Annotated in this window: 13 protein-coding genes; 6 read left to right on the plus strand and 7 right to left on the minus strand. The window is 41.2% G+C overall.

Annotated elements, in window-relative coordinates:
* Nucleotides 1-301: 301 nt before the first annotated feature.
* The 6 genes from FTV12_RS00105 to uvrB form a co-directional block, all read right to left on the minus strand.
* Nucleotides 302-772 (minus strand): hypothetical protein, encoded by a 471-nt coding sequence (locus FTV12_RS00105; protein ID WP_005107387.1) that lies wholly within the window; start codon nt 770-772, stop codon nt 302-304.
* Nucleotides 773-809: 37 nt separating this feature from the next.
* Entirely contained in the window at nt 810-1,178 is a 369-nt protein-coding gene (locus tag FTV12_RS00110; RefSeq protein ID WP_180016739.1) for a helix-turn-helix domain-containing protein, read from the minus strand.
* A gap of 212 nt (nt 1,179-1,390) precedes the next feature.
* Nucleotides 1,391-2,848, minus strand: coding sequence for a glyceraldehyde-3-phosphate dehydrogenase (locus tag FTV12_RS00115; RefSeq protein ID WP_004782721.1), 1,458 nt, complete (start codon nt 2,846-2,848; stop codon nt 1,391-1,393).
* Between the two features lie 246 nt (nt 2,849-3,094).
* Nucleotides 3,095-4,027 (minus strand): EamA family transporter RarD, encoded by a 933-nt coding sequence (gene rarD, locus FTV12_RS00120; protein WP_179992246.1) that lies wholly within the window; start codon nt 4,025-4,027, stop codon nt 3,095-3,097.
* Between the two features lie 166 nt (nt 4,028-4,193).
* Nucleotides 4,194-4,793, minus strand: a complete 600-nt coding sequence (locus tag FTV12_RS00125; RefSeq protein ID WP_179992245.1) for a lipocalin family protein — start codon at nt 4,791-4,793, stop codon at nt 4,194-4,196.
* A gap of 142 nt (nt 4,794-4,935) precedes the next feature.
* On the minus strand, nt 4,936-6,957 hold the full coding sequence (gene uvrB, locus FTV12_RS00130; protein WP_034170047.1) for an excinuclease ABC subunit UvrB: 2,022 nt from the start codon (nt 6,955-6,957) through the stop codon (nt 4,936-4,938).
* Between the two features lie 577 nt (nt 6,958-7,534).
* On the opposite strand from uvrB, the gene FTV12_RS00135 reads away from it, so the two are divergent.
* A complete protein-coding gene (locus FTV12_RS00135; protein WP_034580895.1) occupies nt 7,535-8,323 on the plus strand; it encodes a hypothetical protein in 789 nt (262 codons plus the stop codon).
* A gap of 56 nt (nt 8,324-8,379) precedes the next feature.
* Here the strand turns inward: FTV12_RS00135 and FTV12_RS00140 are convergent, their stop codons facing one another.
* A complete protein-coding gene (locus FTV12_RS00140; protein WP_004782731.1) occupies nt 8,380-8,559 on the minus strand; it encodes a hypothetical protein in 180 nt (59 codons plus the stop codon).
* A 445-nt stretch (nt 8,560-9,004) separates the two neighbouring features.
* On the opposite strand from FTV12_RS00140, the gene FTV12_RS00145 reads away from it, so the two are divergent.
* The 5 genes from FTV12_RS00145 to FTV12_RS00160 all read left to right on the plus strand — a co-directional run bounded on the left by FTV12_RS00145 (nt 9,005) and on the right by FTV12_RS00160 (nt 13,417).
* Complete coding sequence (locus FTV12_RS00145) at nt 9,005-10,075, plus strand: OmpW family protein (RefSeq protein ID WP_180033333.1); 1,071 nt, start codon at nt 9,005-9,007, stop codon at nt 10,073-10,075.
* A 224-nt stretch (nt 10,076-10,299) separates the two neighbouring features.
* The gene (locus FTV12_RS00150) at nt 10,300-11,514 is read left to right on the plus strand and encodes an MFS transporter (RefSeq protein ID WP_180033334.1); all 1,215 of its coding nucleotides are present in this window, start codon (nt 10,300-10,302) and stop codon (nt 11,512-11,514) included.
* Nucleotides 11,507-11,641, plus strand: coding sequence for a hypothetical protein (locus tag FTV12_RS16440; RefSeq protein ID WP_257218399.1), 135 nt, complete (start codon nt 11,507-11,509; stop codon nt 11,639-11,641). Before FTV12_RS00150 ends, FTV12_RS16440 begins: the two co-directional genes overlap by 8 nt.
* A 185-nt stretch (nt 11,642-11,826) precedes the next feature.
* Entirely contained in the window at nt 11,827-12,786 is a 960-nt protein-coding gene (locus tag FTV12_RS00155) for a TauD/TfdA family dioxygenase (protein WP_180033335.1), read from the plus strand.
* Nucleotides 12,787-13,087: 301 nt separating this feature from the next.
* Nucleotides 13,088-13,417 carry a four-helix bundle copper-binding protein gene (locus FTV12_RS00160; RefSeq protein WP_180033336.1) on the plus strand — a complete coding sequence of 110 codons (330 nt, stop codon included), beginning with the start codon at nt 13,088-13,090 and terminating at the stop codon, nt 13,415-13,417.
* Nucleotides 13,418-13,429: the final 12 nt, after the last annotated feature.

Here is a 13,429-nt window from a genome sequence, read left to right on the forward strand (position 1 = left end):
TATGTAATAAATAATAGACTTCTTTCATAAGTCAGAGAATACTCCATATTAAATTTATAAAATCAGCACTGCCTCACATTGCATTTTTTTATTTTGATACCTTTGAGTGGGCCATCGCTCTACTTTTGAAAGGTCAAAAGTAGCAAAAAACCTTTTGTTTCCCATACACAACATCCTTGTTGTGATGGGAAACGTGTGGCATCCCTGCCACACTTATGAATCCAATACCAACTCAAATCTATTGTTTATTTTAGATATATAATTTACTTATAGTCATTAAAAAATGATTTATGAAAGAAATTTATTTTTGGTGTTTAAAATATGCCATAAGTAAATATTTAGATTCTTTAATTACTTCACGCATTACCTCAACTAGGTAAGGAAAATTATTATCTAGAATGATATTTTTAAACTCAGCTCCTTCAAATTTTTCTAATGTCTTATATACTCTTGTAATCTCATCTTTTAACTCTAATAGCTCATCATGCTTATTGAAGGTGAGTTCATAAAAAAACTGGGCTTTCGATCTTATTTTTAAAGCTATATTCTTAAGATTTTCGAGTTCTACTATAGCTCTTCTTTGGTTCATAATTGCACTATGAACTTCTAAGCATTGACTATCATAATCATTTATTAACATTAATAATGATTGAGCCTCATTAGCTATTACTTCACTACTTTTCTGAGTCTTCCATTCCTTTGAAATCAGCCATGCCACCCCAGCCGCTATAAGCGTGGCCGTTGCCCCCCAGTCCCAATTAGATATATCCATTTACTGTCTCTTCTAAATTTAATCTAAATTAAATTTGTTATATACGTTCTTTATTTTCCAAAATCTCAGGCAGGCTTTTCTCAATCCAGCCAATCAAATTCATTATTTTTTCAGCTGCTTGTGAGCCAGTAATCGTCAACTGATATTCTACTTTAGGTGGCACCACCGGATAGACAGTACGCAGAATAAAACCATCTTGTTCCAGCATTTTTAAAGTCTGGGAAAGCATCTTTTCACTGACACCTTCAATGCGCTGTTTCAACTCGCTAAAGCGATGCACACCTTCACTCAGGCAACGTAAAACCAAGATCGACCATTTATTGGTGAGATGTTCCAGTATTTCACGGGATGGGCATTCATTAGATAGCACCTGCCCCAGTAATGGACTGATTGCATACTTGGTCATTGAAGAGTTCCTTTCTTGATCACGGTTTTTAGTTATTACTTACTATTTTTAATGTACTTACCATTTGTAAGCTAACAGATTCATATGAGCGTATCAAGGTGAATTTTCCATCAATTAATGCATATGATTTGATAAAACTAATTTTCCACCTTTATCTTCCACAATAAAAAAGAGCCTCAAAAGAGGCTCTTTTTTTAGATGACTTCTACAAATTATGCATTTGTTTCAGCAGGAACTTTTGGATAGCTTACGCCGCCCATTTGTTCAGCAATGCGAAGTACCTGGCAGCTATAACCTACTTCGTTATCATACCAAACGTAGCAAGTTAAACGGTTGCCTGAAGTGATGGTCGCTTGAGCGTCGAATACACCTGCAGTACGAGAACCGATAAAGTCAGAAGATACAACTTCAGTCGAGTTTGTATAACCGATTTGACCTTGAAGGTTAGAATTGATTGAGATTTGGCGAATGTATTCATTTACTTCATCACGATCAACTTCTTTGTCTAAAGTCAGGTTCAAAATTGCAAGAGATACGTTTGGCGTAGGAACACGTACAGAGTTACCAGTCAACTTGCCTTTCAGTGCAGGAAGTGCTTTCGCAACCGCTTTAGCAGCACCAGTCTCAGTAATAACCATGTTCAATGTTGCAGCACGGCCACGACGATCAGCTTTATGGTAGTTGTCGATCAGGTTCTGGTCGTTTGTGAACGAGTGAACTGTTTCAACGTGACCATTGATCACTGTGTATTTGTCGTTTAACACTTTCAGTGTTGGAGTGATCGCATTGGTAGTACAGCTTGCAGCAGAGATGATTTGATCTTCATCAAGGATGTCAGCCTGGTTCACACCAAATACAACGTTCTTCATGTCACCTTTACCAGGTGCAGTCAGAATTACGCGAGCAGCGCCTGGACATTTCAGGTGTTGAGCAAGACCTTCAGCATCACGCCATTTACCAGTGTTGTCGATCACTAAAGCATTTTCGATACCGTATGCAGTGTAATCCACTTCAGATGGATTAGATGCATAGATCACTTTGATGAACTGGCCGTTTGCAATGATTGCTTCGTTTTCTTCGTCTACAGAAATCGTACCCGCAAATGGACCGTGGATTGAGTCACGACGTAATAAAGACGCACGTTTTTCAAGGTCACCGTCAGATGATTTACGAACTACGATTGCTTTCAGGTTCAAGCCGCGGCCTAGACCTGACTGGCTGATCATCAAACGGGCCAGGATACGACCGATACGACCGAAACCGTAAAGCACCACGTCTTTACCTTCTACAGAAGTTGCATTGCCTTCAAGTGATTTCACAGCGTCAGCAACGAATGCGTTAACATCACCACCTTTTGCTTTGAATTCAACAGCAAGTTTGCCTAGATCAATTTCAGCAGTACCGATGTTTTCCACTTTTGCCAATGCTTCAAGGATTGGGAAAGTGTCTACAACAGAAAGCTCAACGTCTAATACGCGAGTACGACGATGCGCTTTAAGGATCTGGATTACAGAACGGTTAATTAAAGAGCGACCGTAAACTGTAGCTACGATATTTTTTTCACGATATAACTGACCTACTAGGGCAATCATACGTTCCGCAAGTTCTTCACGGTTTTTCCAACGACCTTGGTGCTCTGCATGGAGGGCAACGATAGTGTCTTTGCTCACAGATACGTCCTCTAATTAATTGTAAATCTAAGCATAAATTTCAAAACCCGATAATTGTAATGGAATTGGCCGCAAGTTTGAATCAAAAGCTGATTAACTCTGGCCGAAAATCCGATATATTCACTATAAATTTTGAAAATAATTGTAATTAGTCAGATGATTTTGCATTTAAAATTTGAAAAATCATCTATTCCCTGTAAAAACCAGATTTTTGTTAAATGTTGTTTATTCAGCCAAATTTATCATTCAAGAATCTAAACGTTTCTGATAACGCTCTAAATTTTGTGCTAGTGTCAGGCGTCTTTTTCGTTGTTCAATAATGTGTAGTATACCTTCAATTACCAACAATACGACGGCCAGCCAGATCGGAAGATAGGTCAGCCATTCGCCGGCTTCAACCCGCTCCCCTAATGCCATAGACGCAAAAGCCAAAAGTACTGGCTCCAGATAGCTCAATAGCCCAAAGATGACAAAAGGCAAATAGCGGCTTGCCAGAATATAGCTTCCCAATCCTAACGCACTTAAAAAGCCTAGACCCAATACCGCAAAAATCAGATGCTGCGCATTAAGAATCAATTGCATGGAATCGCTATGAATAAAGCCCAGATAAATCGCGACAGGCAGAATGATGAAGAGGTCCCACCAGAAACCGCCTAAATGATCCGTCTGGAATTTACGGCGCATAAAGAAGTACAGCGGATATGCCAGTGCCACATAGACCGTTTCCCAGGCAATGAAACCAATCCGCCAGATTTCATGTCCCACACCTAATATGGCCAGTGCGACTGCTGCCATCTGCCAGCGCGATAGTTTTTCCTTATAAAGCACACATCCGACCAGCACCATGACTAAGGGCAACAGGAAATATCCCAAGGATACCTGTAAACCGCGGCCATTAATTGGTCCCCATAAAAAGAGCCACAACTGTGTCGTACATAACAGGGAACTGATGATCAACCAGAGCAGAAAAGCAGGTTGTTTGAGAATGCGTTTTAAAATTTGAGTGATATGGCTGAGGTCACCTGACCACCACATGAACGCAGTCAAAAATGGAATGGTCGCCAGCATCCGCCAGGCAAAGGTTTGTTCACTGTCTAAAGGCTGCAACAATGGCGTGAATATATACAGGACACCAAATACCACTGATGCTAATACCGATAATGCAATGCCTTTATACATGCTTCAAACCCAAAATCATTCCGGCGCATTATAACGATTAGTCTAAAATAAAGCTTGAAGATTCATCTGACCAAAGGTGACAACAAGGCAAAATACATGATTCAAAAAAGAAAGCATTAAAAAACCATGCCGAAGCATGGTTTTTATACATAGCCCGAGTGGCCTTTTATTTTCTTGCCTGTTGGGTTTGTTTGGTATGAATCACATCACTCAAATCATAACCCACAGATTGCGCATATTGCAGGTATTCATTCACCACATTCTGATCCAGTTGAGGATCACGTGACAATACCCACATATATTTACGTTTTGGCTCACCGACCAGTACGGTTTGATAATTATCATCCAGCTTCAATACCCAATAATCGCCACGGCCCACTGGTAACCAGCGAATAAACTCTGGTAAGAAACTTACCTTAAGCTTGGTGTTATAAGGTGCATTCTGAATGTATGCCTCACCTACGGATTGAGTCACCTGACCATTTTTCTGGATACAGCGGTTATCTACATTAACGTTACCATTTTCATTTAATGTATACGTCGCCGTAACGTCACGATCACACTTGTTCTGGAATGTAAGTGGCTTACGAGCCACTTCATACCAGGTGCCCAAATAACGGTCCAGTTCAACTTTCTCTACAGTGGGTAAAGAATCGTTCTTGGCATAAGCCATGGTTGCAGCCCCGAGTCCAAGTAGAACTGCACTACCCACTGCAATTTTTGCAAGTTTCAATCCCGCATGAGGGAGATTATTTTTAGTTGTCATACGATACCTATTTGATCAGGACAAAATTTTCAACATGAATATTTCGTACTTACAATAGCGGCATCCGCAGACATATTTTGTAGCATTATGTTAGGTTTGTGATTGATTTTACGTAATTTAAATCTGTAATTTACACACAGACCTAACTTAACATCTGCGCTTTTAAACGTAAAATTTCATCCCGTATACGTGCAGCCTGCTCAAACTGTAGTTCTTTTGAAGCCTTGAGCATTTCTTTTTCCAGTTTATTGATATGCTTCGCGAACATCTTTGGATCGGCCATGATATGGCGTTCATCTGCACTAATTGCACGGGCCTGATCGGAAGCTTTCAGCTCAATAGTTTCATCATCCAGCACTTCGCCTGTATCAATTTCCTTAATCACCTGACGTACTGCACTACGTGGTGTAATGCCATGCTCTTCATTAAACTGGATCTGTTTGGCACGACGGCGTTCAGTCTCATCAATCGCTTTTTGCATAGAATCGGTAATGCGATCCGCATACAAAATCGCTTTACCTTTCAAGTTACGCGCTGCACGACCAATGGTCTGGATCAGTGAACGCTCTGAACGCAGGAAACCTTCTTTATCCGCATCCAAAATCGCAACCAGTGAAACTTCTGGCATATCTAGACCTTCACGCAGCAGGTTAATGCCGACCAGAACATCGTGCACACCGGTACGCAGCTCATGAATAATTTTCACACGCTCAACAGTATCAATATCGGAGTGCAAATAGGCCACCTTGATTCCATATTCTTTTAAATAGGATGTCAGGTCTTCCGCCATACGCTTGGTCAAGGTCGTCACCAGCACACGCTCATTCATTTCCTTACGAATATTGATTTCAGACAATACATCATCGACCTGTGTCAAGACTGGACGGATTTCAATTTCCGGATCAATCAGACCGGTTGGACGAACCACCTGCTCGACTACCTGTTCAGATTTTTCCAGTTCATATCGTGCAGGTGTGGCACTGACGTACACGGTCGTCGGTACAATACGTTCCCATTCCTCAAATTTCATTGGACGGTTATCCAGTGCACTTGGCAAGCGGAAACCGTAATTCACCAGATTTTCTTTACGGGAACGGTCACCTTTGTACATGGCTCCAATTTGTGGAACAGTCACGTGCGATTCATCGATAATCAGCAAGGCATCATCGGGTACATAATCAAAAAGCGTCGGCGGTGCTTCGCCTGCCGGACGACCCGATAAATGACGTGAATAGTTTTCGATACCGTTGGTATAACCGAGCTGCTGCATCATTTCCAGATCATAACGGGTACGCTGCTCGATCCGCTGAGCTTCCAGCAACTTGTCATTTTCACGGAAAAAGACCAGACGTTCTTTTAATTCATCTCGAATGGTTTCAATCGCGCGAGCCAGATTGTCTTTCGGTGTTACATAGTGACTTTTAGGATAGATCGTGACACGCGGCACTTTACGGATCATTTTCCCGGTTAAAGGATCAAACCAGCGAATGGAGTCGACTTCATCATCAAACAGCTCAATCCGGATGGCATCCTGATCCGATTCGGCTGGGAAAATATCAATGATCTCACCACGAATACGATAGGTACCGCGCAGGAATTCCAGTTCATTACGCGAATACTGCATTTCAACCAGACGGCGAATAATATCATCACGTCCAATACGGTCGCCTTCGACCACATGCAGCAACATGCTCATATAGGCATTCGGATCACCCAGACCGTAAATCGCAGACACTGAAGCGACAATAATTGCGTCGCGACGTTCTAAAAGTGCACGGGTGGCCGAAAGACGCATCTGGTCAATGTGGTCATTAATTGCCGCATCTTTCTCGATAAAGGTATCTGAAGATGGCACATAGGCTTCTGGCTGATAGTAGTCATAATAACTGACGAAATATTCAACCGCATTATTCGGGAAAAATGCTTTAAATTCACCGTAGAGCTGTGCAGCCAGCGTTTTGTTATGGGCCATGACAATAGTCGGACGCTGGGTACGGGCGATGACATTGGCCATAGTATAGGTTTTACCTGAACCGGTAACCCCCAGCAAAAGCTGATCGTGATAGCCTTTTTCTATACCCTTGACCAGCTTTTCAATGGCCTGTGGCTGATCGCCAGCAGGTTGATAATTGGTCACCAGTTCAAAGGGTTGTTTATCACTCATAGCTTTAATCATTTCACTGCGGATATCGACTCAATTTATTATGGGGGTAAAACTGAATTACTCAATCCCTATCCAGGTTTCTGTTTGGTAAAATAAAACAGTATCATTGTCATTATTTTATAGTGCTTTACTTTACTTAGATTTAATGAATAAGGTACAGATCAATCCAAATCAATTTTGAATTATGCAACAATCAATATAAAATTGAGATCTTTAAAAATTATAAAAAATTGGCAGGATAATGAAAGATAAAGAGTATCGTGAAATCGTGACTAAGAATCAGTTTCGCTATATGGGCACAATCATATTTTGTTTGGGCCTTTTCTATTTAGTTAGCGTTATTTACTTTCTTATTCAAAAACACTTTTTTTAAAACTCACCCATGAGTATCACTTGTGCAAAAGAATAAATTAAGCATTTTCAGACAACAACTTTATTTAGGTTTACTCGGTATGCTGTTTTGGATCATGGGTGGAATATTGTCCTATCTGTTTGGCTAGTCCTGCATAATAATACCTTGACCCTTATTCAATTCAAAGGCAACATGAAGCTAATCAGGACATCGAATAAAAAAGCCATGACTTACCATTATCACGATGAAAGTATTGTTAAATCTCTGCCAGAAAATACGGTATTTGTTTTCGGAAGCAACTTGGCTGGACAACATGCCGGAGGAGCAGCCAGAACAGCTTATGAGCATTTTGGGGCGGTCATGGGGGTTGGTCGTGGCTGGGCAGGTCAAAGTTATGCCATTCCGACTATGAATGAGCATTTGCAACAGATGCCTCTCTCACAGATCCAGCACTATATTGATGACTTCAAGATTTACACCAAGAACCATCCTAAAATTAAATATTTTATTACTTCGGTCGGTTGTGGCATTGCTGGTTATAAAGTCGAAGAGATCGCTCCAATGTTCAAAGGCATTTCTCACAATGTCATTTTTCCGCAATCTTTCCGGCCTTTTGTAGAAAAAGCGCTTCCGAAAATTACGTCGCAATTCCTGCATACCATCTTTCGGGATTCAGTGATTTTTACTCCGGCGACAGATGAGCTGATTGATGTTCTGGCACTGACCGATAATGAAAAGAGTCTGGCCAAAATTCTGCTCAATACTCAGATTTATCCGGTCGACAGCAATGGTCGTGATCGTGTATTCGAGATTGAAGATATTCTGCATAACCTGAATGGCAAGATTTTTGACTTTCAGAATAATTCTGAAGGTTCCATGCTGTTTGGTGCCGTAATTCTGGCGCTACTGGAACTTTATAATATCAATGAAAAAGACTTTATTGATGTCTGGAAAGGCGATCGTGAGATTGCCCCGCCAAAACCTGAAAATAAGGCGCGTAAAACAGTTCGCTAAGAAAATCTCAAATTTTACTCATAAAAAAGCCATGAACTTCATGGCTTTTTTATTTTTTAACGTTTGCCCATTGAACGGCGTGTACCACGAGGTGGCATCCAGGTCCGGTCGGCATAACGCTGCGGTTTAGGTCGCAGATCTTCCAGAACTTCATCTGAAGCAGATTGCTCTGCCTGTTTTAATGGAAACGGTAAATTAACCAGTGGCTTTTTCTTGGGAGAATTTTGGGAGCTCATGCGCAATACTCAATAATTTATGCGGCTATTGTACAAAAAAACTCTATCTGCTGTGTAGCATCGGTTGGCTAAATTTATTCAAGCTTTTTCTAGTAGGTTTTGAGCGGAAAATTTGCTGATTTCTTGTATAAATTACGTCCAGAGCAGAAAACTTAAATCATTATTTAAAACTTAGATTAATGAGAAAAATGTTACTCACTTATTATTCTATTACTTCGATAAAACTGAAAATTTTATAAAAATTAATATCCTATTTATCTTCACTATTCATAATAATTTTTACATAAATATATATTTTATTAATACAATTTATACAAATTTTGGAATTTTTTACTTTCTGTTAACTTTTCACTACTCGTTCTGTAACTGTGTAAATTGGTGAGATTTAACTAAATTGTTCAATAGAAAAACAAATAACTAGCACGGACAAGGAGTCCTCTGAACAATGAAGACAATCATGGTATGCATGGCAGGTCTAGCCACACTACCCCTGCTTGCACATGCAGAATCCCCATATTTCAGCCTACAGGATGGCGATGGCTTTAAGCGATTTTCCGTTTCAGTCGGTGCACTGCATGTCATGCCACAAGGTAAAGCACAGCCCGTTCGTGTAAATACTGCTATTAATGAAGGCTATCAATCCAAAGTTGGAAATATTCAGGCACAAACCGTCATAGATAACCTTGATCCCGACCGTAGACCAAATCGTTTTGTTGAAGGATTAGTAAGATTAATTGGTGCATTTGGGGGGCAAGTATCTAGTGGCCTTTCTGGAGATTCTTATGTATATGGTCTTTCAGAATGGGATAACCCGGGAACAGGTCTTGAAGCAGATGATGTCACTACGCTTGGCATCATGACAAACTATTTCTTCACTGATAACGTTTCATTTGAAATGAAGGCTGGTATTCCCCCCAAAGTAGATATCAAAGGTAAAGGTACAATTTATGCTCCATTCGCCGCTGTAGCAACGCCTTTGGGTGGGATTGCAGGCAATTTAAATCTTGCCAATGACATTAGAATTACAGACCTGGCGCAGTCTAACAAAGCCGCCGAAGCTCGTGCATGGACGCCTGCTTTTGAATTCCAGTACCATTTTGGTAAAACAGGAGTAAATAAATTCCGTCCATATGTAGGAGTAGGCTTAATGTATGCCTATTTCAATGAACTTGAAATGGATAAAGGCATTGAAGCTGATCTGGTTGCTGCAGGTCATATGATCCAGAATATTATTAATCAGAATGCTGGTGCTTCTCTTGAAATGAAGGACAGTAATGGCAGAATGAAAGTGGATCTCGAAGCTACCGATGCTTTTGCTCCTGTGGTGACTGCCGGCTTTACTTATGATTTCAATGAGAAATGGTTTGCAGTTGGCTCAGTGTCTTATGCCCATTTGCAAAACGAATCTAAGATTACTGTAATCAATGAAAATACCGGGCAAACCTTAATCAACTCTAAAGCCGATGTAGAAATTAATCCGATCCTAGCTTATGCAGGTATTGGTATGCGATTCTAAGACAGTTCAATTTTAAAAGCAGAGCTAAGCTCTGCTTTTTTGAGTTCCGAATTCACCAAATTAGCAAAGACTTTACGCAGTCTCCAGATTCTAATCTGGACCTATCTATCTCTATAAACATCGAATCTATAAAAAAAATTTATCTTTTAAGTAATTATTATTCTATCGCGACAACAAGTCGAATCGACTAACATAGCTTGCGATACTCATAGTACAGATTCTTTATGACCAGCAGCCAGTTTTCCAAGCCACTTATTTATATGCTCATTGGTTCAGCAGTGATTCTGGCATTGTCTTTAGGTGTCCGTCATGCATTTGGCCTATATCTGGTGCCGATGAGTGAGGAATTTGGCTGGGGTCATAATGTCTTTAGTTTAGCCATTGCCATGCAGAATTTGATCTGGGGTGCTGTTCAACCCATTACTGGTGCCTTCGCTGACAAATATGGCAGCAAGATTGTCGTTGCCGTTGGCGGTGCCTTATATGCGCTTGGCCTGTTATTGATGGCTGTCAGTTCAACCGGATTATTGTTGAATCTCAGCGTCGGACTGATTTTAGGTCTGGCCTTGTCTGCCACCTCTTTCCCGGTTTTATTATCTGCGGTTGGACGAGCTGCACCACCTGAAAAACGCAGTCTGGCAATGGGGATTGCCAGTGCAGCAGGCTCCTTCGGCCAGTTTATTATGCTGCCTTCAACATTATTACTTTTACAAAATGTCGGCTGGTCAGCAGCACTTGTCGTTAGCTCAATTTTAATCGCTTTGATTGTACCTTTGGCCTGGATGCTAAAAGCCCCGATGTATGTCGATCCAAATGCCATATCTACGCCGAATAAGGTATCACTCAGCTTTAAAGAGATTTTAGTGGTAGTCAAAAACCATAAGCCATTCTGGTTTCTGGCGATGGGCTTTTTTGTCTGTGGCTTTCAGGTGGTCTTTATCGGGATTCACCTGCCAGGCTATCTGATTGATCATGGTTTCAATGCTACAACTGGTACCATTTTTCTGGCGCTGGTCGGCCTGTTTAATGTTGTCGGTACCTATACGGCTGGCTGGCTCGGTGGAAAATATTCCAAACCACGTCTGCTAATGGGCTTATACGGTCTGCGCGGGCTTGCAATTATCGCCTTTCTGATGCTGCCTTTAAGCACCTGGACGGTCTATGCGTTTGGTGTCATCATGGGATTATTATGGCTTTCTACCGTACCACTGACCAACGGTATTGTTGCCAATATGTTTGGCGTGAAATATCTGACCATGCTCAGCGGGATTGTATTCTTTACCCATCAGGTCGGTTCATTCTTTGGCGGCTGGCTCGGCGGTGTAAACCATGACATGAGTGGCAATTATAATGCGGTATGGATGCTGTCGATTGCCTTAAGTATTTTTGGTGTACTGGTGCACTTATGGGTAAATGAGGAGCAAATCGTACATGACTGATTCCACCTTTCTGCTCAAGCTTTCCATTGCGATAGCAATGGTACTTCTCCTCGCTATTTCTCTATTGCTCTGGAGCCAGACTCCAGAACTGTTTGAGTACTTTAATCAGGCTTTTTGCGCACACTGATTGTCAAATATTTGACATTTTTCAGCAGCTTTAGGACTTTGTTTTGCCATTTTAATTAAAAGATATCAAATCAATCATTTAGATATTTTTATTAAGTTTTTCATAAGTTTAGCAATTCTTTTGATTTTATTTTTGCTCTGGTTTTTTTTAGATTTTCTGCAACAAGAAAATTCAGAGACTTTCCAATGACAAGCTTGACCCAACTTTCACAAGCCATTCACGATGCACCACGCTGGCATCAGCAAGATCAGTTCCAGAATACTGATGAAATCAAAATTGTCCCGCAGGCAGATCAAGCCCTAGGCGCAGTGGTTTATGGCCTCGATGCCCGTAAAGCCCAATCTGGCGAAACCATCCTGTGTCTGAAGCAGGCTCTGGCTGAACATTTGATCCTGATCTTTAAGAATCAAAGTCTGGATGATCTACAGTATCTGGCATTTGCCACCTATTTCGGTTCGATTTTCCGTCCAGATGCCGACACGCCAGTGCTGGCTTCTAAAACAGATACGGGCACTCCACCTGATGTCGTACCAGTTTCCAATGCAGTCGGTCAAGGGGATTACACCGGTCATGGTGAACTTGCACCGCATGCCGATCACCAGTGGACACCGTTACCTTCTTTTGGCTCTTTACTCTATGCCATTGAACTGCCAAAAGACGGTGGCCAGACGTCCTGGATCAATACCATCAAGGCTTATGAAGCCTTAGATGAAAAAACCAAAGCAAAAATCGATCAGTTACAGCTCATTACCTATAATCCATTTGTACGCTTCCAGAGCAATAAAGGTGGTAATGCGTATGCGGGAAATATGCCAAAATATCGCTTTAAAGATCAGCCAGTTTTAGGTCATGCCTATCCGCACCCACTGGTACGCACCCATCCTGAATCTGGCCGTAAAGCACTTTGGTTAAATACCCATACTGAAGTTGAATTAGTGAATTATGACGATCAGGCAGGTAGTGAACTGATTGCAAAATTACGTGAGCATGTCTTAAAACCTGAATTCGCTTATGAGCACCATTGGGAAGCAGGCGATATCGTGTTCTGGGACAATCAGGTTACTCTACATTCACGCCGTCCTTTCCCTGCTGATCAGCGCCGTTTATTAAAACGTATCAGCCTGGCAGGTAGTCGTCCATTTTAATCACCATAAAAATATAATAAAGAGAAAGGTCATTTAAGCCTTCGACAATAACGACTCATCATGTAGATTTTCCGCCATTGAGGAATGACCGCCTCAATGGTTTTATTTTTAAATTTTTAGTCATCCTATTTTGGGAATATCAGGATAGAGGTTTTAAATTAAATTTTTTAAAAATACAGCTTTTAACAAAATCGGCAATCGGATTACTTTTTCTCACTCAAACTGCCTAGTGTATTTTTCCTTTTCTGCTTAGCGTATTAAAAAAACAAGCCATTGCCATAGCTGCAAAAAGGAGAAGAAAATGAACGAGATTCAGTTTTCAGATTGTGTTCGTGCATGTATGACCTGCTCTCTGGCCTGTACCAACTGTGCCAGTGCCTGCCTGAAAGAAGAACATTTAGAAATGATGCGGGAATGTATCCAGCGCTGTCTGGACTGTGCTGATCTGTGTCAGCTCTGCGCCCGCATGCAACAAAAGCAATCTCCATTTATGAAAGAGATTTGCGAGCTATGTGCTAAAGCTTGCGATTATTGTGTAGAAGAATGTGGCCATCATGAGGATGATCATTGCCAGCAATGTGCCGAAGCTTGCCGTCGCTGTGCTGAAGAATGCCGCAAAATGGCAGCCTAATTTCTAGCATTA

Source organism: Acinetobacter sp. YH12233, from assembly GCF_013417725.1.
Taxonomy (GTDB): domain Bacteria; phylum Pseudomonadota; class Gammaproteobacteria; order Pseudomonadales; family Moraxellaceae; genus Acinetobacter.

Coding starts and splice junctions, on each gene's coding strand:
- FTV12_RS00110 (WP_180016739.1), bottom strand. CDS start 1,178: ATGACCAAGTATGCAATCAGTCCATTACTGGGGCAGGTGCTATCTAAT.
- FTV12_RS00160 (WP_180033336.1), top strand. CDS start 13,088: ATGAACGAGATTCAGTTTTCAGATTGTGTTCGTGCATGTATGACCTGC.
- FTV12_RS00150 (WP_180033334.1), top strand. CDS start 10,300: ATGACCAGCAGCCAGTTTTCCAAGCCACTTATTTATATGCTCATTGGT.
- FTV12_RS00145 (WP_180033333.1), top strand. CDS start 9,005: ATGAAGACAATCATGGTATGCATGGCAGGTCTAGCCACACTACCCCTG.
- FTV12_RS00140 (WP_004782731.1), bottom strand. CDS start 8,559: ATGAGCTCCCAAAATTCTCCCAAGAAAAAGCCACTGGTTAATTTACCG.
- rarD (WP_179992246.1), bottom strand. CDS start 4,027: ATGTATAAAGGCATTGCATTATCGGTATTAGCATCAGTGGTATTTGGT.
- FTV12_RS00105 (WP_005107387.1), bottom strand. CDS start 772: ATGGATATATCTAATTGGGACTGGGGGGCAACGGCCACGCTTATAGCG.
- uvrB (WP_034170047.1), bottom strand. CDS start 6,957: ATGAGTGATAAACAACCCTTTGAACTGGTGACCAATTATCAACCTGCT.
- FTV12_RS00125 (WP_179992245.1), bottom strand. CDS start 4,793: ATGACAACTAAAAATAATCTCCCTCATGCGGGATTGAAACTTGCAAAA.
- FTV12_RS00135 (WP_034580895.1), top strand. CDS start 7,535: ATGACTTACCATTATCACGATGAAAGTATTGTTAAATCTCTGCCAGAA.
- FTV12_RS16440 (WP_257218399.1), top strand. CDS start 11,507: ATGACTGATTCCACCTTTCTGCTCAAGCTTTCCATTGCGATAGCAATG.
- FTV12_RS00155 (WP_180033335.1), top strand. CDS start 11,827: ATGACAAGCTTGACCCAACTTTCACAAGCCATTCACGATGCACCACGC.